16 protein-coding genes are annotated in these 22,045 nt (G+C 62.1%); 6 read left to right on the top strand and 10 right to left on the bottom strand.

What is annotated here, in order from left to right:
- Window positions 1-102 precede the first annotated feature (102 nt).
- The 3 genes from GPK89_RS03605 to GPK89_RS03595 all read left to right on the top strand — a co-directional run bounded on the left by GPK89_RS03605 (window position 103) and on the right by GPK89_RS03595 (window position 5,325).
- Window positions 103-1,236, top strand: coding sequence for an exonuclease SbcCD subunit D (locus GPK89_RS03605; protein ID WP_215691621.1), 1,134 nt, complete (start codon window positions 103-105; stop codon window positions 1,234-1,236).
- On the top strand, window positions 1,233-3,728 hold the full coding sequence (locus GPK89_RS03600) for an AAA family ATPase (protein ID WP_215691620.1): 2,496 nt from the start codon (window positions 1,233-1,235) through the stop codon (window positions 3,726-3,728). The genes GPK89_RS03605 and GPK89_RS03600 overlap by 4 nt, the downstream gene beginning before the upstream one ends.
- 181 nt (window positions 3,729-3,909) lie before the next feature.
- Window positions 3,910-5,325: an aminotransferase class I/II-fold pyridoxal phosphate-dependent enzyme gene (locus tag GPK89_RS03595; protein ID WP_215691619.1), complete on the top strand. Its 1,416-nt coding sequence runs from the start codon at window positions 3,910-3,912 to the stop codon at window positions 5,323-5,325.
- On the opposite strand, the gene GPK89_RS03590 is transcribed toward GPK89_RS03595, so the two are convergent.
- The 4 genes from GPK89_RS03590 to GPK89_RS03575 all read right to left on the bottom strand — a co-directional run bounded on the left by GPK89_RS03590 (window position 5,315) and on the right by GPK89_RS03575 (window position 10,297).
- Window positions 5,315-6,523 carry a MalY/PatB family protein gene (locus GPK89_RS03590; RefSeq protein ID WP_215691618.1) on the bottom strand — a complete coding sequence of 403 codons (1,209 nt, stop codon included), beginning with the start codon at window positions 6,521-6,523 and terminating at the stop codon, window positions 5,315-5,317. The two genes, GPK89_RS03595 and GPK89_RS03590, sit on opposite strands and share 11 nt — an antisense overlap.
- Window positions 6,524-6,646: 123 nt before the next feature.
- Window positions 6,647-8,107, bottom strand: coding sequence for a thioether cross-link-forming SCIFF peptide maturase (gene scfB / locus GPK89_RS03585; protein WP_215691617.1), 1,461 nt, complete (start codon window positions 8,105-8,107; stop codon window positions 6,647-6,649).
- Between the two features lie 174 nt (window positions 8,108-8,281).
- A complete protein-coding gene (gene scfA / locus GPK89_RS03580; RefSeq protein ID WP_078784854.1) occupies window positions 8,282-8,428 on the bottom strand; it encodes a six-cysteine ranthipeptide SCIFF in 147 nt (48 codons plus the stop codon).
- 81 nt (window positions 8,429-8,509) lie between these two features.
- Window positions 8,510-10,297, bottom strand: a complete 1,788-nt coding sequence (locus GPK89_RS03575) for an aminopeptidase family protein P (RefSeq protein WP_252261453.1) — start codon at window positions 10,295-10,297, stop codon at window positions 8,510-8,512.
- Between the two features lie 390 nt (window positions 10,298-10,687).
- Here GPK89_RS03575 and GPK89_RS03570 point away from each other — a divergent pair, with 390 nt between their 5' ends.
- On the top strand, window positions 10,688-11,908 hold the full coding sequence (locus GPK89_RS03570) for a GTP-binding protein (RefSeq protein WP_215691616.1): 1,221 nt from the start codon (window positions 10,688-10,690) through the stop codon (window positions 11,906-11,908).
- A gap of 249 nt (window positions 11,909-12,157) precedes the next feature.
- Entirely contained in the window at window positions 12,158-13,135 is a 978-nt protein-coding gene (locus tag GPK89_RS03565; protein ID WP_215691615.1) for a TIGR03943 family putative permease subunit, read from the top strand.
- 164 nt (window positions 13,136-13,299) lie between these two features.
- On the opposite strand, the gene GPK89_RS03560 is transcribed toward GPK89_RS03565, so the two are convergent.
- The 3 genes from GPK89_RS03560 to GPK89_RS03550 all read right to left on the bottom strand — a co-directional run bounded on the left by GPK89_RS03560 (window position 13,300) and on the right by GPK89_RS03550 (window position 16,647).
- Window positions 13,300-14,265: a L,D-transpeptidase gene (locus tag GPK89_RS03560; protein WP_215691614.1), complete on the bottom strand. Its 966-nt coding sequence runs from the start codon at window positions 14,263-14,265 to the stop codon at window positions 13,300-13,302.
- 9 nt (window positions 14,266-14,274) lie between these two features.
- Window positions 14,275-15,474 (bottom strand): pyridoxal phosphate-dependent aminotransferase, encoded by a 1,200-nt coding sequence (locus GPK89_RS03555; protein WP_215691613.1) that lies wholly within the window; start codon window positions 15,472-15,474, stop codon window positions 14,275-14,277.
- Window positions 15,475-15,990: 516 nt separating this feature from the next.
- Complete coding sequence (locus GPK89_RS03550) at window positions 15,991-16,647, bottom strand: HAD family hydrolase (protein WP_215691612.1); 657 nt, start codon at window positions 16,645-16,647, stop codon at window positions 15,991-15,993.
- 171 nt (window positions 16,648-16,818) lie between these two features.
- Between GPK89_RS03550 and GPK89_RS03545 the strand changes: the two genes are divergently transcribed.
- Entirely contained in the window at window positions 16,819-17,679 is an 861-nt protein-coding gene (locus tag GPK89_RS03545; RefSeq protein WP_215691611.1) for an undecaprenyl-diphosphate phosphatase, read from the top strand.
- Between the two features lie 179 nt (window positions 17,680-17,858).
- Here GPK89_RS03545 and GPK89_RS03540 read toward each other — a convergent pair whose 3' ends face one another.
- The 3 genes from GPK89_RS03540 to GPK89_RS03530 all read right to left on the bottom strand — a co-directional run bounded on the left by GPK89_RS03540 (window position 17,859) and on the right by GPK89_RS03530 (window position 22,001).
- A complete protein-coding gene (locus GPK89_RS03540; protein ID WP_215691654.1) occupies window positions 17,859-19,574 on the bottom strand; it encodes an LPXTG cell wall anchor domain-containing protein in 1,716 nt (571 codons plus the stop codon).
- Between the two features lie 290 nt (window positions 19,575-19,864).
- On the bottom strand, window positions 19,865-21,316 hold the full coding sequence (locus tag GPK89_RS03535) for a sensor histidine kinase (RefSeq protein WP_215691610.1): 1,452 nt from the start codon (window positions 21,314-21,316) through the stop codon (window positions 19,865-19,867).
- The gene (locus GPK89_RS03530) at window positions 21,309-22,001 is read right to left on the bottom strand and encodes a response regulator transcription factor (protein WP_215691609.1); all 693 of its coding nucleotides are present in this window, start codon (window positions 21,999-22,001) and stop codon (window positions 21,309-21,311) included. Before GPK89_RS03530 ends, GPK89_RS03535 begins: the two co-directional genes overlap by 8 nt.
- Between the last annotated feature and the right edge of the window lie 44 nt (window positions 22,002-22,045).

The raw sequence follows: 22,045 nt of genomic DNA, 5'->3' as shown, positions 1-22,045 counted from the left end.
CAGGCTGCCGGGTAGGGGCCGGGCACGCCCGGCCCCCAACATTCCGGCAAGCACCCAATATCCGCAAAGCCGCACGGCAAATGCAAAATTTGGAGATATATCATGAAATTCCTACACTTGGCTGACCTGCACCTTGGCAAGCGGGTCAACGGGTTTGATATGCTGGAGGATCAGCGGTTCATTTTGGACCAGATTCTGACCCTCTGCGATAAACACGGCGCCGAGGCTGTGGTCCTGGCGGGAGATATCTACGACACGCCGGTGCCGCCTGCCGCCGCCTGCACGCTGCTGGACTGGTTCTTGACCCAGCTCGCCACCCGCAAAATTCCGGTGCTGGCGGTCTCCGGCAACCACGACAGCGCCGAACGTCTTGACTTCGCCAGCGGCCTGCTGGCCGAACAGGGCGTCTACATCGCCGGGCGTTTCACCGGTGCGCCGCGCCAGGTCGTGCTGCACGACCGCCACGGTGCCATTGAATTTACACTGCTGCCCTTTGTGCGGGCCGCCACGGTGCGCCACTACCTGCCCGATGCCGATATCACCGACTACGACTCTGCCGTCGGCGCAGCGCTGGCCGTCTGCGAGCCTGCTGCCCCGCGCCGGGTGCTGGTGGCACACCAGATGGTCGTCTCCGGCGTGTGCCCGCCGCAGCTTTCCGGCAGCGAGACCGCGCCCTTGACCGTCGGCACGGTGGATTCCATCGATGCAGCGCGGTTTGCGGGCTTCTGCTATGCGGCGCTCGGCCACATCCACCGCGCCCAGCGCGTCGGCATCGATGCCGTGCGGTACGCGGGCTCGCCGCTGTGCTACCACCTGGACGAGTGCGGGGCCCAGAAATCCGTCACCCTCGTGCGCATCGGCAAGCGCGGCGTAGAAAAGATCGAGCCGCTGCCCCTGACGCCGCGCCGCGCCATGCGCCACCTGACCGGCCCGCTGGCAAAGCTCGTTGAGCACCCCACCGACACCGAGGATTACATCTGGGCGACCCTGACCGACCCGACGCCGCTGCCGGACGCCATGGCCCAGCTGCGTGCCGCCTACCCCAACGCAATGCGGCTGGACTACCAGCCCCAGGGCGCGGCCGCGCTGCCCGCCGATATGACCCAGGCCGTGCGCGGCAAGCCCTTTGCCGAGCTGTTCCAGGACTTTTTCACAAAGATGAACGGTCGCCCACTGACGACCGAGGAAGTGCTGGCTGTGAAAAAACTGCGCGAGGAGGCGTCAAAAATCGAATGAAACCCCAGAAGTTGATCTTGACCGCCTTCGGCCCCTACGCGGGCCGCACCGAGCTGGATTTCTCGGTGTTCGGCGGCAACGGACTGTTTCTGATCGGCGGCGACACCGGCGCGGGCAAGACCGCCCTGTTCGACGCCATTACGTTTGCCCTGTACGGCGAAACATCGGGCGAGAACAGAAAAACAACGATGCTGCGCAGCGATTTCGCTGCGCCCGATGCAGAGACCTCTGTGGAGCTTACCTTCACCCACCGGGGCCGTACTTACACGGTGCGTCGCTGGCCCGACCAGCAGCGCGCGGCCAAGCGCGGCAGCGGCATGGTCAAGGTGCCCGCCAAGGCCGAGCTCATCCGCGAGCCGGACGAGCCGGTCAGCGGCGCATCCGCTGTGACCGACGCCGTCGTCAAGCTGCTGGGCATCGACGCCAAACAGTTTGCCCAGGTGTCGATGCTGGCACAGAACGACTTTACCAGGCTGCTCAACGCGCCGTCCGCCGAGCGTGCGGCCATCCTGCGCCGCATTTTTGATACGGCGGATCATCAGCGTGTGGGCCAGGCCGCTGTGGACCACGCCCGCAAGGCGGACGAGGAATGCAAGCGGCTGGACGATGTACTTTTGATGCACATGGGCACACTGCTGGGCGATGGCGCCGACGAGGAGACCGCCGAGGATCTGCGGGAAATGCAGGCCGAGCGGGATCCCTTCACCGCCGGTGCCGCCGCTGAACTGGGGAAAATTTTGCTGGAAGCCGACGACGCCAACGAAAAGCGCCAGACCAACGTCATGAAGGATCTGGATGAGAAGATCGCCCGGGGCGATGCCGGGCTGAAAATCGCCGAGGAACGCGCCGCCCGCCGCCGCCAGCTGGCGGGGCTGGTGGCCGAAGAACAACGCGCCGCCGATGTGGAGCACCAGACTGACCTGGTCATGACCGACTTGGAGAAGCGCACGGCAAGTTTGAAAGAGAACATTGCCAAAAACGAGGCCGACCGCGCGGCCTTGAGCCAGGCCGAGGCTGACCTGCTCAAGACCGACCACCGCATTGAGCTGGCGGAAGGACTTTCCGCCGACTGTAAGCGGCTGCTGCAAAACGAGGCCGACGCCGAGAAAGCCCAGCATGACGCCGCTGCCCGCCAGGCGGAGTACGTGGCCGCCCAGGCTGCGCTGGATGCCGCCGAGGAAGAATACAGCACGATGCAGCGCCAAGTAAACGCCAACCGCGCGGGCCTGCTGGCCAAGGACTTGAAAAACGGCAAGCCCTGCCCGGTCTGCGGCTCGACCCGGCACCCCAAAATCGCGGCGCTGCCGAAGGATCATATCACCGAAAAACAGTTGGAGGAGCGCGAGAAAGAACTGACGGCCCAGCGCCGCAGCACTGCCGCCGCCAGCCGCACGGCCGGTGACGCCGCGGCCCACGCCAACGAACTGCAGACCGCTTTGCAGCGGGATGTAGATGGATTTTTCGCTCGCCGCGGAGACCGCTACACCGGCAAGCCCGCCGCCGAACTGACCGCCGACGAGCTGCGCGACGCCCTGACGGCCCAGCAAAAGAGCTTGGCCGATGGCCTGCGCGGCCTGCAGGCCGACCACCTGAAGCTGAAGCAAAAGACCGACCGCGCCAAAAATCTGGCGAAGCAGGCGGAAATTTTGAACCGCCAGCTGGCCGATCTGGAAAAACAGAGCTTTGCGGCCAACCGCCGCGCCGCCAACGCCAAGGCGGGCCATGCCGCCGCCACCGCCCGGGTGCAGCAGATGCGCGAGACGATGCCCAAGCGGGACAACCCCGATGCGCTGACCCAGCTGCAGGACGCGCTGGCCCGGCTGCGCCGCGACCGCGCCGCCGCCATGGAGGCCCGGGACGCCGCCGTACACCGCCTGCACACGAACCGCGCCGCCATCGACGCGCTGCAAAAGGCGATGAGGGAGAGCGCCGTCGCCCGCGAAAAGCGTGCCATGTGGGATAACCTGTCCAAAACCATCAACGGGAATTTGGCCGGTAAAATCAAACTGCCCTTTGAACAGTACGTCCAGGCGTTCTATTTTGACGGCGTGGTCGAGGCCGCAAACCTGCGTTTTACCCGCATGACCGACGGTCAGTACCGCCTGCTGCGCCGCAAGAGTGAGGCCGTGGGCGGCAAGACCGCGCTGGATCTGGATGTGTTCGACGCCTACACCGGCAAGACCCGCCCGGTGGGGAGCCTGTCCGGCGGCGAGAGCTTTATGGCCGCGCTGAGCTTGGCATTGGGTATCAGCGACACGATCCAGCAGAACGCAGGCGGCGTCGTCATCGAGACGTTGTTCATCGACGAGGGATTCGGCTCGCTGGACTCTGACAGCTTGGAAAAGGCCGTGGATACGTTGGCCGGTTTGGCCGGGGGCGATAAGCTCATCGGCGTCATCTCCCACGTCGAAGCCCTGCAAGACCGCCTGACCCGCCAGATCCATGTGACCAAGACCCGGGCGGGCAGCAAGGCGGAAATTGAGATTTCGTAACCCCAAAGGCTTCTCCCCTTGGGGGAGAAGCTGCCGCCCGCAGGCGGCTGATGAGGGGAGAGTCTGCCGCTGCCAGCCGTAAAAGGGAGAGCACGGCAGACCCGTCCCTCATCCGCCCTCGGGCGGGGCCTCGGGCACCTTCCCCCACCAGGGGGAAGGCTTTTCTGTTGGAAGGTAACCTATGACTGTAAAATCAACGCTGCAACAACAATTAGAAACCCTCTCCACTGCCCGCTATCCGCTGCATATGCCGGGGCATAAGCGGCGGGTGCGGCCTGCGCCGGGGTTGGACTGCTATGCCTGGGACCTGACCGAGATCGACGGCGCGGACGACCTGCACGACGCTGACGGCATTCTGGCTGACGCCATGGCCCGCACGGCGGCGCTGTACGGCGCGCGGCGGTGCTGGTATCTGGTGGGCGGCTCCACCGTCGGCCTGCTGGCGGGCATTCGCGCCCTGGCACCCTTTGGCAGCACGGTCATCGCGGCCCGCAACTGCCACAAGGCCGTCTACCACGCCATCGAGCTGGGCCATCTGACGGTCCATTATCTGACGCCGCCGGCAGACCCGCAGTTCGGCGTTTACGGCAGCGTGCGCCCCGCCGATGTGGCCGCTGCGCTGGACGCGGAGCCGGGCGCAAAATGCGTCATCCTGACCAGCCCGACCTACGAGGGCGTGCTCTCGGATGTGCGATCCATCGCGAAAATCTGCCACGCCCGCGGCGTAACGCTGCTGGTGGACGAGGCCCATGGTGCACACTATCTGCCCTTTGCCGCGCAGTACGGCTGGCAGGGCGGCGCGGTGGCGGCGGGGGCTGACCTGGTCGTGCAGAGCGCCCACAAGACGCTGCCCAGCCTGACCCAGACCGCGTTTTTGCAGCTGAACGGCGATTTGGCCGACCCCGCCGAGGTGGAGCGCCAGCTGGATGTGTTCGAGACAAGCTCGCCCAGCTACCCGCTGATGGCGAGCTTAGACGGCTGCACGCGGTGGCTGGCCGAGGAGGGCAGCGCGGCCTTTGCGGCCTGGCGTGCCCGGCTGGACCGCTTTGACGCCGCGGTAAAAGACCTGCAAAAAACAAAAGTCATGTGCTTCGGCAGGGACGCGTTGGACGCACATCCATGCTTTTTTGCACATGACAGCGGTAAAATTTTATTGCAGATCGGCACAGAGGGCGCGGCATACCTGCGGGCTGACGGCTTTGAGCCGGAGATGGTCTGCGGCCCCAATGTACTGGCCATGACCAGCCCCTGCGACGAGGAAAACGCCCTGGATCGGCTGACCGCTGTGCTGCACGCCTGGGATGAACAGGCCGTGCCGCCTGCCCCTGCGGCACACATTTTGCCGCCCCCGGGCGCGGCGCGGTGCACGATCGCCGAAGCGCTGCTGCGCCCGGCCCATACCGTGCCGCTGGCCGATGCCGCAGGCGAGACAGCAGCGGAGTATATCTGGGCCTACCCGCCCGGTGTGCCCTTGCTGGCCCCCGGCGAGGAAGTGACGCCGGAATTTTTGGCGGCCTGCCGTGAATTGGAGGCGGCAGGGACGCGGCTGAAGCATATCGGCGGCAGCGGGAAAATGGAGCTGCGTGTTATGCGTTAAACACGTACTTATCCAACCGTTCAAACGCCTCAACCACCAGCGATTTCGGCAGGGCCAGATTCATACGGACAGCGCAGGGGCCGTGGAACATACGGCCGTCCTGCCAGGCCACGCCGACGTCCCAGCCGGCCTGTTCCACCTCGTCGATGGTCTTGCCGTGGGCGGCGCACCAGTCGGTGCAGTCCAAAAACAGCAGGTATGTCCCTTCGGGCTTGGCCACGCGCACACCCGGGAAATGCTCGGCAATGTACCGACAGGCGTAGTCTACGTTCTCGGTCAGCACGGCGCACAGCTCGTCCACCCAGGCGCGGCCCTCGGGGGTGTAGGCTCCCAGCAGTGCGTGCATGGACAGGACATTCATCTCGTTATAATGTGTTTTTTCGCTGCGGGCGGCCACACGGTCCCGCAGCGTTTTGTTGTATATGATGTGGTAGCTTCCAATCAGCCCGGCCAGGTTGAAGGTCTTGCTGGGGGCGTACAGCGCGATCGTGCGCTGGCGGGCATCCTCACTGACGGACTGGGTGGGGATGTGCTTGTGGCCGCCCAGGATGATATCGGACCAGATCTCGTCGGAGATGACGGTCACGCCGTTTTCGCGGTAGACGTCCATGGCCTTTTCAATTTCCCACCGCTCCCACACGCGGCCGCAGGGGTTGTGGGGCGAGCAGAAAATCGCCGCATGGATGTGGTTTTCTTTGCATTTGCGGTCCATGTCGGCGTAGTCCATCCGCCAGGTGCCGTTCTCGTCCTGCACCAGCGGGCTGTGTACGATGCGGTAGCCGTTATCCTCCAGCGTGTGAGTGAAGCCGATGTAGGTGGGGCTGTGCAGCAGCACCGCGTCGCCGGGGGCGGCCAGGCACCCCAGCGCCGACGCCACGCCGCCCAGCACACCGTTTTCGTAACCGATGGCGTCCTTGGTCAGCCCCTCGACGCCGTTGCGGTCGCGCTGCCAGCCGATGATGGCGTCATAGTAGGCGTCCGGCGTCAGGAAATAGCCGTACAACGGGTGGGACGCGCGCGCAATGATAGCGGCGGGGATGGTGGGTACGGTGGCAAAGTTCATGTCGGCCACCCACATGGGGATAGCAGAAAAGCCGTTTTTGGGTGTGGGCGGCGCAAAGCCGGGTTTGCCCAGGCCCTCCACAGCGAGTGCATCTTTGCCGTGGCGGTCGTAAATGGTGGTAAAATCGTAGGGCATGGTATTTTCCTCATAATGTCAGTAGGGGCGGGGTTCTACTCCGCCCGGAGCCGTTCGCGGCTGTGGACGGTTTCCCGGGCGGAGCAGAGCCCCGCCCCTACGCTGTACTATTGAATTTTTACGTTATTTCTCACACGCCCCGTCGTTGCCCTCGCCGCATCCGTCGCAGTCGCTCTCGAACTTGACGGCGTTCTTCGCCAGCTCGGGGTCCAGGCGTTGGGCGACCTGCATCATCAGGGCGCACTCCATCCGCTTGCGGAACACCTTGCAGCCGTACTCGTAGGTGCCGTGGATGTCGCCGGTGGCGTGCAGGGCGTTGGCCGCGCAGCCGCCCGCACAGTACAGGCGTGCCCAGCAGTCCTTGCAGTCGGGGCGGGCGTAGACGTTGCACAGCTTGAACTCGTCGCGCAGGGCGGTGTTGGTCACGCCGTCCCAGACGTTGCCCAGCTTGTAGTTCGGGTCGCCGACGAACTGGTGGCAGGGGTACAGGTCGCCCCAGGGGGTCACGGCCATGTACTCGGTGCCGGAACCGCAGCCCGAAATGCGCTTGTAAATGCAGGGCCCGTGCTTCAGGTCCAGAATATAATGGTAGAACGTGATGGGCTTGCCCGCTTTCTGGCGGCGCAGCATATCGTTGGCCAGCAGCTCGTACTGGTCAAACAGCTTGGGCAGATCCTCTTCGGTCAGGGCCTCGGGGGAATCCGGCGGGGCCACGACCGGCTCCATGGACAGCTCCGTAAAGCCGAGATCGTCAGCCATGTGGAACAGGTCTTTCGTGAAATCCACGTTGTGATGCGTAAAGGTGCCGCGCATATAGTAGCCCTGGCCGCCGCGTGCCTTGACCAGCTTCTGGAACTTGGGCACGATGCGGTCATAGCTGCCGTTGCCCGCCAGGTCCACGCGGAAACGGTCGTTGACTTCCTTGCGGCCGTCTAGCGACAAAACAACGTTGTGACATTCTTTATTGCACCAGTCGATGACTTCATCGGTGATGCCGATGCCGTTGGTGGTCATCGTGAAGCGGAAGTTCTTGTTGTGTTCTTTTTCGATGCTGCGGGCGTAGGCGACCAGCTGTTTGCAGACCTCGAAGTTCATCAGCGGTTCACCGCCGAAGAAGTCAACCTCCAGGTTGCGGCGGGTGCCGGAATGCTCGATGAGGAAATCCAGCGCGCGCTTGCCGGTCTCAAAGCTCATCAGGCCGGCCTCGCCGTGGAACTTGCCCTGCGCGGCAAAGCAGTAGCTGCAATTCAGGTTGCAGGTGTGCGCAACGTGCAGGCAGAGCGCCTTGACGACGTTGGAGCGGTTTTTGAAGTCAAAGGCGTGGTCGGCGTAGGCGTCGGGCGCAAACAGCTGGCCCGCGGCGGTCAGCTCGTCGATATCGTCCAGCACGTCGTTGATGTCACTCTCGGTCACGTCGGCGCGGTCTGCGTATTTTTTGGCAAGGGCGGCGGCGGCCTGCTCCCGGCTGCTGCCCTGGTCGATCAGGGCGATGGCGTCATAGGCTACATCGTCCACCGCGTGTACGCTGCCGCTGTACACATCCAGCACGATATTGTAGCCGCTTAATTTGTATTGATGGATCATGGTTTTCTCCGTTTTGTTATGGTGCAATGCGGCGGACGGCCACGGGCGGATATGGAATCCGCCCCTACGGCATTCCCCTTGTAGGGGCGCATTCTATATCCGCCCGCCGCACCCTTTGTATCATAGAAAATGCCGGGCTGCCATGCGGCACCCCGGCATCAAAGCCAGCAAAAATTACTTGTCGGTCTTCTCGCAAGGCTGGTTGGCAATGCCGCAGCTGGTCTTGCAGGCGCTCTGGCAGGAGGTCTGGCACTCGCCGCAGCCACCGTTCAGCAGGCTCTTAGCCATGTCGCGGGTCTCGAGAGTCTGGATGTGCTTCATAAAACAGTCACCCCTTTATACATTTTAGAATTACTACTATAATACACGTAAGCGGGCGGTTTGTCAAGCGCAACCCGAAAATCAACGGCCGATCGGTGCGCACTTCTCCTTCAGCCAGACCTTCTCGTCCTCGTGCAGGCGGGGGCTGAGCATCTCGTAGACGTGGGCGTGGTAGTCGTTCAGCCAGTTGATCTGGTCGCGGCTCATCTCGTCCACAAGCACAGGCTCAGTGGCGATGGGCACCAGTGTCAGCGGCGCAAAGCCCAGCCAGTGGCCGTACTGGTTGTCGCCCAGGTCGACGCACTCCAGCTCGTTCTCAATGCGGATGCCGACCTCGTCGGTCTCGTAGATGCCCGGCTCGTCGGTGATGGTCATGCCGGGCTTGAAGATGATGGGGTTGTTCGGGCGCAGGCTCTGGGGGCCTTCGTGTACGCCGGAGATAAAGCCGACGCCGTGGCCGGTGCCGCAGCGGTAGTTGACCTTGTGCGCCCAGACCGGGCCGCGGGCGAAGGTGTCCAGCGCAAAGCCGGTGCAGTAGTCCAGAAAGACCGCGCGGGCCATGTCGATGTGGCTCTGCAGCACCCAGGTGTAGTAGCGGCGCTCGTTGTCGGTCAGCGGGCCGACGGGGTAGGTGCGGGTGATGTCGGTGGTGCCGCAGTCGTACTGGCCGCCGTTGTCCACCAGCAGGAAACCGTGCGGCTCAATGACGCTGTTCACGTCGCCCTCGGCGTGGTAGTGCATCATGGCGGCGTTGGTACCGTAGGCCGCAATGGTGGAGAAGCTGTCCTCAAAGTAGCCGGGCATCTCGGCACGGCGCTTTTGCAGCATCGTGTCAATGTCGATCTCGGTCAGGGTCTTGCCCTCGGCCAGGGCTTTTTCCAGATCCATCTGGAACCGCACGACCGCAATGCCGTCGCGGATGTGGCACTCACGGATGTTCTTCAGCTCGACCTCGTTCTTGATGCCCTTCAGGGCAAAGATCGGGTCGGCACCGGCCACGGTCTTGTGGGCGGTCAAGGCCTCGTACAGGGCGTAGTTGGTGGCCTTCTCGTCCACCAGGAACACTTCCTCGGCAGGCAGGGCGTGGACGGCGTCAATCAGTTCATTGTAGCCGCGCAGCGTCACGCCGTTCTCGGCCAGTGTGGCGGCATCGGCGTCAGACAGGCGGCCCGGCGCAATAAACAGCGTGCAGGCGTCCATCGTGACCAGTGCGTAGGCGACGGCCAGCGGGGTGCAGGGCAGGTCGCGGGCACGCAGGTTCAGCAGCCAGCCCACACAGTCCAGGCCAGTGACGGCCAGGGCGGTGGCCCCGGCCTTTTGCAGCTCGGCGCGGACCATGGCGATGCGGTCGGCGGCGGTGGCCCCGGTCTGGGCGGGGGTCAGCAGCTCACAGGGGGTGTCGGGCAGGGCCGGACGCTCGCCGGTGGCGTCCCAGATCGGGCTTGCCACGTCCTGGCTCTTGAGGGAGGCGCCCTTCTTGGCCAAGGCGTCGATGTACTCTTTGGCAATCGTGGCGGGTACGCAGCTGCCGTCCAGCAGCAGGGTGTCACCCGCGCCAAAGTGGCTCTCGAGGTATTCCGCCACGGTGGGCACCCCGGCGGAACCGGCGTGCATACATTCAATCTCACTGCCGGCCAGCTGCTTGTCGGCCTGGACGTAGAAGCGGCCATCACACCACAGGGCGCTGCCGCTCAGGGTCACAACAAGGGTCGAGTTCTCGCCGATAAAGCCGGAAAACCACGGCAGTGCGTTGTAGTAGCCGGGCAGATACTCACTGCAATGGGGGTCGCTGGTCATGATGAGCACGCCGTTTGCGCCCGCGGCCTTGGCAGCAGCACGCAGCGCGGCGATTTTTTCATTGGTAGTCAAAATGGATCGCTCCTTTTTGTATATAAATGTGGGTTAGGTATATCATACCACTTTTTGGGGAAATAATAAATAGGAATTTTTATAGAGTTGTAGGGGCCGGGCATGCCCGGCCCGCGGCATAAAAAGCGCGCGAATGGTTGGGTTTTGCCGGTAGGGGTCGCATATATGCGGACCGGCAGCGCGGTGGCCGCCGCCAAATTGCACGGGCGGCATATATGCCGCCCCTACAGGGAGGCAGTAATCCAATAAATTTTGCAAAAAATTCAAAAATTACGGCACAAAATGGCGCAAAACCCCTTGACGCGTTTGTTATAATAGTATTAGCAGTTAGTGTAATAGATTGCCAACTATCTGAACATTTGAACACATCTTGAATAGAGGTACCCAACTATGGCAGAAAACAAAACCAAAATCGACATTTTCTCCGGCTTCCTCGGCGCCGGCAAGACTACCCTTATCAAAAAGCTCATCAAAGAGGCGTTCGCAGGCGAGAAGATCGTCCTGATCGAGAACGAGTTCGGCGAGATCGGCATCGACGGCGGCTTCATGCGTGAGGCCGGCATCCAGGTCAACGAGCTGAACTCCGGCTGCATCTGCTGCAGCCTGGTCGGCGACTTCCGCGAGGCGCTGAAAAAGGTCGTCGAGACCTACCACCCCGACCGCATCCTCATCGAGCCGTCGGGTGTTGGTAAATTGTCCGACGTTACCCGCGCTGTGGAGGGCGTGGCCGAGAGCCTGCCGGTCATCCTGAACAGCTTTGTCACCGTCGCCGACGTGAACAAGGTCAAAATGTATATGAAAAACTTTGGCGAGTTCTACGACGACCAGGTCAGCCATGCGTCCTGCATCATCCTGAGCCGCACCGGCAACGCCAGCGAGGAGAAGATCGCTGCCGCCGTCGCCCTGCTGGCCGAGAAGAACCCCACCGCCACCATCGTGACCACCGACTGGACCGCCTTGACCGGCGCACAGATCGTCTCCGTCATGGACGGCAAGCGCGACCTGGTCGCCGAGCTGCTGACCGAGGCTCGCGCTGCCAACGTGGCCCACGCGGACGAGGACGAACATCATCACCACCACCATCACCATGATGAGGATGACCACGACGAGCACGAGTGCTGCCACCATCACCATCATGACGATGATAACGACGAGGATGAGCATGACCACGAGTGCTGCCACCACGACCATGACGAGGATGAGCATGACCACGAGTGCTGCCATCACCACCATGACGACGATGAGGACGAGCATGAGCACGAGCATCATCATGAGCACCACTACGACGAGCACGGTGTCTGCTCCTGCGGGCATCATCACCACCACCATGACCACGACGCCGACGAGGTGTTTACGAGCTGGGGCAAGGAGACGGCCCACAAGTACAGCCGTAAGGACCTGGACAAGGCCCTGCACGCCCTGGACGAGGGCGCTTACGGCATGATCCTGCGCGCCAAGGGCATCGTGGACGGCGGCGACACCTGGTACGAGTTCGACATGGTCCCCGGCGAGCATGAGATCCGCACCTGCGGCCCCGACGTCACCGGCAAGCTCTGCGTCATCGGCTCCGAGCTGAAGGAACACGAGATCGCGGAGTTGTTCCACGTTTGATGTTGCAGGGGGAGGGATTCATCCCTCCCGCAGGCCCGGCGGATAATGCCCCTTTGCCTTATACCACCGGGTAGGGGCGGCATATATGCCGCCCGCAGCTTTGCCGCAAACGACCGTCTGCCGTACACGCGCGGGCCGCATATATGCGGCCCCTACAACTCGGCTGCGATGGAACGCCGCAGTTGTGGCGCACGGCTCGGGAGGGATAAATCCCTCCCCTACGAATATTTCTCCCGAAAGGACACCCCTATGCCTAAACAAATCCCTGTCTACCTCTTTGTCGGCCAGCTGGAAAGCGGCAAGACGAAATTCATCCAGGAAACGATGGAGGACCCCAACTTCGACTCCGGCGACAAGACCCTGCTGCTGGTCTGCGAGGAAGGTGAGGTCGAGTACGACCCCTCCAAGTTCGCTTTCGGCGGCGTACACGTTGCCCAGATCGAGGACAAGAGCGAGCTGACCCAGGAGAACCTGACCGCCCTGGAAAAGAAATCCGGCTGCGGCCGCGTCATCATCGAGTACAATGGTATGTGGCTCGTGCAGGAATTGTACGACGCCATGCCGGACAACTGGCTCGTCTACCAGTGCCTGGCGACTGCAGACGGCACGACCATCAAGACCTACGCGGGCGACAGCGCCATGCGCAGCCTGCTGTTGGATAAGATTCGCGGCAGTGAACTGTTGGTCGTCAACCGTGCCGAGGCCGTCAACGACGACGAGAGCCGCCAGCTTATCCACAAGCTGGTACGCCAGGCCAGCCGCCGCTGCGATATCGCCTACGAGTTCAAGGACGGCAGCGTTGCCTACGACGACATCCCCGACCCGCTGCCCTTTGATATTGACGCCCCGGTCATCGAAATCCCCGAGGAGTTCTTCGGCGTCTGGTACATGGACTGCATGGATGACCCGAAGAAATACGACGGCAAGACGGTAAAATATCTGGCCCAGGTCTGCCAGACCCCGCAGGCCGGCAAGGGCGCGTTCGTGCCCGGCCGCTTCGCCATGACCTGCTGTGTGCAGGACATCCAGTTTGTGGGTATGCCCTGCAAGTACGACGACTACAAAAAGCTTGAACAGCGCAGCTGGATCAACATTACCGCCAAGGTCAACGTCAAGTATCATCCCATCTACAAAGGCCAGACCCCGGATTCCACCGGCCCGGTCCTGACCGCAGTCACCGTGGAGCCGGGCGAGAAGCCCGCCCAGGATGTGGTGATGTTCAGCTAAAAGTACCACAAAAAAGCACCTGCCTTCGTGAGAAAGCAGGTGCTTTTTTGTTGGTCGGCTTGTAGGGGCCGGGCATGCCCGGCCCGCGGCCTTCCCGCAGACGACCGTCTGATTTTATGTTGAGGGCCGGGCGTGTCCGGCCCCTACGGTGCGGCTTCTCTTTTTTACCCTCTCGTTCCCTCAATCTTGGAATCCGTGCTCCAGCCTTGCAAATCGGTGGGCGTCAAACTGGACATCCAATTCTCGTGCTCGTTCTCCCACTGGTCCCAGGCGGCTTGGCTGCGGATGGCCGTGCCGCTCTCGAAGCTATCGTCCCAGGGGTTGACCGGGTCGGGATCGGTGGGGTCCCAGCCGCGCTTGTCCTCGTCGTCGGGGTCAGTGTAGATCGTGCCGGGCTTGCCCATCGGGCCGGGGTCCTTGTCGTTATAAATCACGACCGGCGTGCCCAGCGGGCAGTTGTCGTAGATCCACTTCACGTCCACCACGGCCAGCCGGATGCAGCCCAGGCTGGCGACGGTGCCCAGCTTGTTGAACTCGTCGTACTCCACGTCGTCCTTGTGCTGGCTGTAATACGGCACGCTGTGGAACAGGTAGCCGTCGTAAATGCGGGTGGCGTACTGGCCGTAGCTCGGGCCCATCAGCAGCCGCCAGCTGTAACTGACCGGCGTGGCGTAGTACCCGGTGGGGGTGTCGTTGCCCGCGCTGCACACCATGGCCATGTAGGGCACGGCGTACTGGCCGGTGGCGGCATCTACGGTGTAGACCGTGACGACGCCCGCCTCACGGTTGACCGCCAGCAGATAGGGGTAATCGGCTTTGGCGTCCAGCGTCAGGCCCCAGCGGCCGAACTGCTCCACCAGGCTCGCCAGCGTCTCGGCGGCGTTGTCATCCCAGGTCGCGGGGTCCTTCACGTCGGGGGCGTCCTTGGTGGCGTTGTTCGTGGCGGAGGCCATGGCGGGCACCATCGTCGGCTCCGGCGTGGCGGTAGGGGCGGGGGTGCTTTCCGGCGTGGCGGTGGGCTGTGCCGTGGGCACAGGGGTGGGGTCCGGTGCGGCGTTGGGCATTTCTACACAGCTGCACAGCAGGGTGACAACCAGCAAAAGCGGAAGAATACGGCGTAAAATCGACATAAATGCTCCTTAGTGTTTGGTGACGCCGTACTCCTCGGCGACGAATTTTTCCAGCGCGGCAAAACTGCGGCGAACCTTCTCGGTTTCGATGCAGTACGCCATGCGGAAGTAGCCCGGGCAGCCGAAGCTGTCGCCGGGGACCAGTGCCAGGTCATATTGCAGCGCCTTCTGGCAGAACGCCTTCGCGTCGTCCTCTAGCGCTTTCGGGAAGATATAGAACGTACCGTCGGGCTTTACGACCGTGAAGCCCAGGGCTTTCAGCTCGTCGTAGATCAGGTTCATGTTTGTCTCATACACGGACAGGTCGCTGGTCACGTCCAAGCAGCGCTCCACGGCCATCTGGATGAGGGACGAAGGGCAGTTGTGGCCGGTCCCGCGGGAAATTTGGCCGCACATCGGCACGATGTACTTGGCCCCCTCGCACCGGGGGTTGGCGGCCACATAGCCCATGCGCTCACCCGGGATGCTCAAGCTCTTGGAGAAGGAGTAGCAGGTCAGCGTATCATCGTAGAATTTGGCAGGGTAGGGCGTGGCGGCGCCGCCGAACGCGATCTCGCGGTACGGCTCGTCGGACAGCAGGAAGATGTGGTGGCCGTACTTGGCGGACGCCTCGGTCAAAAAGTCCGCCAGCTGCCGCAGGGTCGCCTCGCTGTACGCGGTGCCGCTGGGGTTGTTGGGGCTGTTGATGAGCACGGCAGCGGTGTTTTCGTCCACCAGTCCGGCAAAGGCATCAAAGTCGATCTGGAAATCCGCGCACCGGGGCGGTGTGACCCGCAGCGTCAGGCCCGCGCCCTCGACATAGGGCTTGTACTCGGGAAAGAAGGGGGCAAAGGTCACGATGTTCTGCCCGGGCACAGCCACGCAGCGCAGGGCGTGGGCCAGCGCACCCGCCGCGCCGGTGGTCATAAAGATATGGTCGGCGGTGTAGTCCATGCCAAAGCGGCGGTTCAGGCTCTCGGCCACGGCCTTCCGGGTCGAGGGCAGCGTCAGCGTCGGCGTGTAGCCATGCAGCTGGACCGGGTCGGTGTTTTTCAGCAGGTCCTCGCAGGTCTCGGTGAACTGCGGCGGGCAGGGGACGGACGGATTCCCCAGCGAATAGTCAAAGACATTCTCGTAGCCGATTTCCTTGCCCCGCGCGGTGCTCCACTCAGAAATTTGGCGGATAACCGACTTGGCCCCCAGCATATCTTTATAGTGCTGTGCAATCATAATAACAGCTCCTTTGTAAAATGTTTGTCGAGATGCGGGAGGGGGAACGGCAGTCCCTACTGGGCACTTTCCCGCTGCCGCAAACGGCCACGGCGGCCAGAGGGCTGGCCGCCCTACATGTGACACGGGAAAGGCTGCTCCCCTGCGGGGCGTCGGGGACGCCGCCCCCTACAATCCTTGCCGTAAACCTTCCGGCCACCCTGTAGGGGCCTGGCATGCCCGGCCCGCAACTTACCGACAAATCCCTTTTACGGTCAATCCGTAGGGGAGGGATTCATCCCTCCCGGGCACTTCCCGCCGCCGCAAACGGCCACGGCGGCCAGAGGGCTGGCCGCCCTACATGTGACACGGGAAAGGCTGCTCCCCTGCGGGGCGTCGAGGACGCCGCCCCCTACAATCCTTGCCGTAAACCTTCCGGCCACCCTGTAGGGGCCGGGCATGCCCGGCCCGCAACTTACCGACAAATCCCTTTTACGGTCAATCCGGAGGGGCGGGATTCATCCCTCCCGGGCACCCTCACCCCAAAATCACCTTTTCCAGGGCGGCGGCGTCCTCGGCCAGGTACTCTGCCCCGGCTTCGGTCAGCTCCTCGCGGGTCCGGAACCCCCACAGCACGCCGCAGCAGGGCAGGCCTGCATTGTGGGCGGTCTCCACGTCCACATTGCTGTCACCCACATACAGCACGCCGCCGTCAGGCTTTACGCCAAGCGCTGCCATCAGCGCCCGCGTGCCCTCGGGGGCGGGCTTTGTCGGTACGTCGGGCAGGGCACCGCGCACGATTTCAAACAGGCTGGCGTCAAAATACCGGGCCACCACCGCGCGGGCAAACTCGTCCGCTTTGTTGGAGAACACGGCCATCCGCACCCCGGCGGCTTTCAGCCGGGCCAGCAGTGTCGGTATGCCGGGGTAGGGCGCGGTCTTGTCGTGCATATGCGCGCCGTATACTTTGTCAAACTCGGCCAGCGTGGCGGCCAGCTGGGCCGGGCTGCGGCAGTCGGCGGGGCTGAACCGCTCCACCAGCTTGGGGATGCCGTTGCCCACAAAGTAGCAGTATTCGGCCGCCGTGTGCTGGGGCCAGCCGTGGGCCGCGCAGACCCGGTTGGCCGAGTCGGCCAGATCGTCGATGGTATTCAAAAGTGTGCCGTCCAAATCAAACAGTACGGTTTTATACATTTTCCAAAACCTCTTTGCACAAGAAATCACTCTTATTATAGTTGCATTTGACGAAAACAGCAACCCACCGCGCCCATTTTCAGTAAAAAAGATGTAAAATCTCAAAAAAATGTTCCCATTTTCTTGTTTTATGGTATGATAGTAGGTAGCAAATAAGGAGGCTTCCCACTTATGGAATTGTTTTTGGACCTGCTGCGCTCGGTCGTCTACGGCGTGATCGAGGGCATTACCGAATGGCTGCCCATCTCCAGCACCGGTCACATGATTTTGGCCGAGCAGGTGCTCAAGTTCAGCCTGAGCGCGGAATTTATGGAGATGTTCCGCGTCGTCATCCAGCTGGGCGCGATCATGGCAGTCGTGGTGCTGTATTTTAAAAAACTGTGGCCGTTCTGCGGCGACAACGGCTGTGATTCCGGCCTGGCAAAGCACATCCGCTGGCCTGTGCTGCGCCTGTGGCTGAAAATCATCGTTGCCTGCCTGCCCGCTGCCGTGCTGGGCCTGCTGCTGGACGACTGGATGGACGCGCATTTTTACAACAGCGTCGTCGTGGCGGTCATGCTCATCGTCTACGGCATCGCGTTTATCCTCATCGAGCGCCGCCCCCGCGTGCCCGCCACCACCAAATTGAGCCGCATCACCTACAAGCAGGCGATCATCGTCGGCGCATGGCAGGTGCTGGCGCTCATCCCCGGCACGTCCCGCAGCGGCGCGACCATCATTGGCGGCCTGCTCTGCGGCATGAGCCGCGCCTGCGCGTCGCAGTTCACCTTCTTCCTGGCAATCCCGGTCATGGCGGGTGCGTCGGGCCTCAAGCTCGTCAAGTTCCTGGTGGGCGGCGGTGTGTTCACCGTTGCCGAGGTCGGTGCCCTGCTGGTGGGCTGCATCGTGGCGTTTGTCGTGTCCATCATGGCAATCCGCTTCCTGATGGATTATGTCAAGAAGCACACCTTCACGATCTTCGGCTGGTATCGCATCGCCCTGGGCATCCTGGTTCTGGGCATCTGGGCATTGCAGAGCTTCGTGCTGGCGTAAAATACACAATAGAAAATCCGCTGCTTCCCCATGCCGGGGAAGCAGCGGATTTTTTGTGGCGGTTGCGCGGTAGGGGCCGGGCATGCCCGGCCCGCGGCTTTCCCGCAGGCGCGATTTTACCTTTCTGTTGCGGGCCGGACATGTCCGGCCCCTACAACTTTATGGATTTTTCGGGAACGTTACCCTTTCTTGCGCCCGATCCACAGGGCCACGCCGCCGCTCACCACCAGCATCACCCACAGCAGGGCAATATTCGCGCCATCCCCGGTAGCGGGAATCGCGCTTACCGCCTGCGGGGCAGGGGTGGCTGTGGGCGCAGCGGTGGGAGCCGTAGTCGGTGCAGGCGTGGGGGCCTGGGTCGCAGCCGGGGCGGTGCTCTCCTGCGGGGCCTGGGTGGGGGCCGCGGTAGGCACCGCTGTGGGGGCTGCCGTCGGTGCGGGCTTTTTCTCCAACGCGGCAAGGGCGCTCTGGATGGCGGCGGCCATGGCGTCCACTTCGCTTTGCTGGGTAATATCCTTCGTGCGGTCAACGGCATCAATGGCCGCCTGCACCGCCGCAAAATTGGTGTAATCGTCCTTGTTCAGGGCGTTGGCCTTGGTGATGGCGGCGTCCACGGCAGTGTAGTCCGCGCCTTTCCGCGTCAGATGCTCCAACGCGTTCAGGATAGCCTGCGCCATGGCGTCTACGTCGGACTGGCGGGTGCGGTCATAGCCGCGCACGACATTGGCAACGGCGGTATCCACGGCAGAAAGGTCGGTGTACAGCGTGCGGTCAAGCTCGTTGGCCTCGGCAAGAGCGGCGTCGACTGCGGTATAATCGGCGGGGCTGGAACCCAGAATGGGGAAACCGTTGCCGTTCGCGAAAGAAGCGCCTAACAGACCTGTAACCGTGCCGTCGGCGAACTCTTCCGCAGTCTTTTCGGTGGAAGTATCTTTTATGGTGTCGGGGTTGCTGCCGGGGGTAAGAGTAACTTTGCCGTAGTAGCAGTTATTAGTAGTTACGGTTGCGTAATACGGCGGGGTGGTATGTGTATTGGTATATAGGCCGCCAGCAAAAGTACCAACACTGTTAAGGACTGCATTATTGTCGGCAGTAACGGAAATAGCAGTGTCGTAAACGAAGCAGTTTGTCAGGTCGAGAACATCATTAGTGACCTCGCCGCAGAAGCCGCCAGCCATACTGAACCCATTGGAGTTAGGCGATGAGACATTGACAGTAGAGCCAGCTACATAACAATCTACAAATTTACTGGCGTCAACACCCTCGTAATCATCGTCCTGCTCGCCAACAAAGCCGCCACTGTATGAGGTTGATGTAACGCTATTGTTGTTGGCGGCGCATTTTGAAAAAGTGCTACCAACAAAATATCCAGCAAGGCCGCCCGCACAGTTGTTGCTATTATAGGCAGCGGTACTGCTTATCTTGGAATTGGAAACGGAGCAGTTTGTAATTTCGGAAGCATAAACAGTACCGGCAAGACCACCAGCGTAAGCGTAGTTGCCATCACCTGCCGCAGAAAACGTTACATTTTCTATATGCAGATTGCTGACGGAACCAAAGGCAACCCAACCGAAAATTCCTGCGGTGGCATAGCCATCAACATCTACTTTACCGGTAGATTTGGCGTTGCGAATGATGTAGCCATTACCGTTATAGTTGCCCGCAAAGTAGGTACTACCATTGTAACCGATAGGTTCCCAATTCTCGATGCCTTGTAGGTCGATATCCGCAGTCTGTTTGAAGTAGTAGCCGTGGAAGTTGCCTGCGCCGCAATCGTCACCGTGGGCATCATAAGTGCTGGCATTGCCGCTATTTAAAATATCCGCCAGCGCCTTTAAATCGGCGGCGGTACTGATAAGCCAGGGGTCGTCCTGCGTGCCGCTGCCCCCGCTCAAAAATTCATTGGGGGGGGGTGACGGCGAAAGCCGAGATGGGCAGTGCGGTGAAGCAGAGCACCAGCGCCAGCAGCAGACTTAGGAACTTGCTGTTGTGTTTCATGGGTTCGCGTCCTTTCCTGTAATAAAATACTATATAAAGTCATTTTAATACGCACACGGGTAAAATGCAAGATGGGTGGGAAAATTTTGGGGAATGAGAAAGAAAAAACCGGAACGGCTGGGGGCCGTCCCGGTGGTGGGGGTGTTAAGGGGATAGGGGCTTTAGCAATCCAGCCTTTATGGCAGCCTTACCCCTTCGGAAACGTCACCCGTATCGTCGTGCCGGTCCCGACCTGGCTTTGCAGGTCTATCTTCGCATCATGCAGCAGGGCAATGTGCTTGACGATCGCCAATCCCAGGCCTGTACCGCCGGTGGCTTTGGAACGGCTCTTGTCCACGCGGTAGAACCGCTCAAACACGCGGGTCTGGCTGTCCTGCGGGATGCCGATGCCGTTGTCCTCGACCTCAAAATAGGGGCAGCCGTCATTGCCAACGCCGCAGCGCAGCTCCACATGGCCGCCCGGGCGGTTGTAGCGGATGGCATTGTCGCACAAATTCTGCGCAAGCTCGCTCAACTGGTCGCGGCTGCCGCGCACGGTGGCGGGCCTGACGTCGTATTGCAGCGTTACATAGGCCCGGCGGGCGTTCACCGTCATGTTCTGGGCCGTCTCCTTGACCAGCGCGGCCAGATCCACCGGGGCAAACTCGGTCACGGTCTCACGGCTGTGGCTGGCCTGGGTGCTGTCCAGCTCGCTCAGCTGCAAAATATCGCTGACCAGCGCGATCATCCGCTGTGCTTCCTTGTGGATGCGCGCGGCGAACGTCGGCACGTCGGCGGGCTTTGCCATGCCGGTTTCGATCAGCTCGGCATAGCCGGAAATGCTCGTCAGCGGGGTTTTCAGCTCATGGCTGACATTGGCGGTAAACTCCCGGCGCATCGTCTCGTTGTCCTCCCGCAGCTTGCGGTCGGTCTGGATGGTTCGTGCCAGGGGGATAAGCTCCTGATAGGGCACATCGGCCTCGATGGTGTCCAGGTGCTCGGCCAGGTGGTTGATAGGCTGCACCATGCGGCGGGTCAGCCACCAGCTGAACAGCGTTGCAGCGGCCAAAATCAGAACCATGGCCGCGCAGAGCAGCGGCAGGGTGTCGGTGCTCAGGCCCCAGATGTTGGCAATATCCTCGCCCACGCGCAGCACCTGCGCACCGTCGGGCGTGTCGATGCGCACGGCGTAGTAGTGGGTCTCCCGGCGCACGGTCTCGCTCTCACGGGTGGCGCTGGCGGTGCCGTCGGCCATGGCCTGCTGGAACTCCGGGCGGTCGGCGTGGCTGGGCAGGTGGGAGTCCATGACGGCGTACACGGTGTTTGCGGCATCGTAGACAAGGGCCGAGGTCTTACTGTCAAACAGCACGGTGCCGTCGCCGTTGATAAGCGTAAAGCGCGGCGCATCAACGCCCGGTTTCGGCAGCAGGCTGACCAGCGTTTTGGCGTCGTGGGTGGGCTGGGCCTTGTAGGCAGCGGCGTAGCTGCCGCCCAGCTGGGCCAGGTAGTCGTCCACGCGGTCGGTGTAGCTGCGCTGGAACAGAACGGTGGCCGCCGCCAGCATGGCCAGTACGCAGAGCACGCCGGTCAGGATCAGGCCGCGCCGATAGCGGCGGGTCATGCTCAGGGGCTGTTTTTCGCGGCGCTGCTCGTCAGTCATCACTGCCCTCCGTGCTCAGCTTGTAGCCCACCTTGCGCACGGTGCGGATAGCCTCGCCCGCCGCGCCCAGCTTTTGGCGCAGCGTGCGCACGTGCATATCGATGGTGCGGGATTCCAGCAGATCATCGGTGTCCCAGACGTCCTTCATGATGCGTTCACGGGCCAGGACTTCCTCCGGGTGCTCCAAAAACAGATGCAGCAGCGCATATTCTTTAAAGGTCAGCTCTACCGGCGCACCGCCGACGCGGACCGTGCGGGCCATGTCGTCCAGTACGATTTCGCCAAAATGCAGCGTCGACGCAGCGGGCGCGGGGGCGGCCGCCCCCGCGCGGCGCAGCACAGCCTTGACGCGGGAGATGAACTCCATGATGCCGAAGGGCTTGCACAGGTAGTCGTCCGCGCCGTGGTCCAGCCCCTTGACGACGTCGATCTCGCTGGTCTTGGCCGTGACCATAATGACCGGGATGGACGCCGTGGCGGTGTTGGCGCGGAGCTTGGTCAAAATCTGGTAGCCGTCCTCGTCAGGCAGCATGACGTCCAGAATGACCAGCTCGGGCCGGGTATCGCGCAGTGCAGCCCAAAAGCTGGCCGCGTCCTCGCAGCCGCGTGCGTCATAGCCGTTGGACTGCAGCGCGTATTGCTCCAGCTCACGGATGCTGGAATCGTCCTCGACGATATAGATCATAGTAAATACTCCTTACTATAAACGTAGGGGCCGGGCATGCCCGG

It is taken from the genome of Gemmiger formicilis (assembly GCF_018784445.1).
Taxonomy (GTDB): Bacteria; Bacillota; Clostridia; order Oscillospirales; family Ruminococcaceae; genus Gemmiger.
This window is presented reverse-complemented; position numbering and strand designations above follow the sequence as displayed.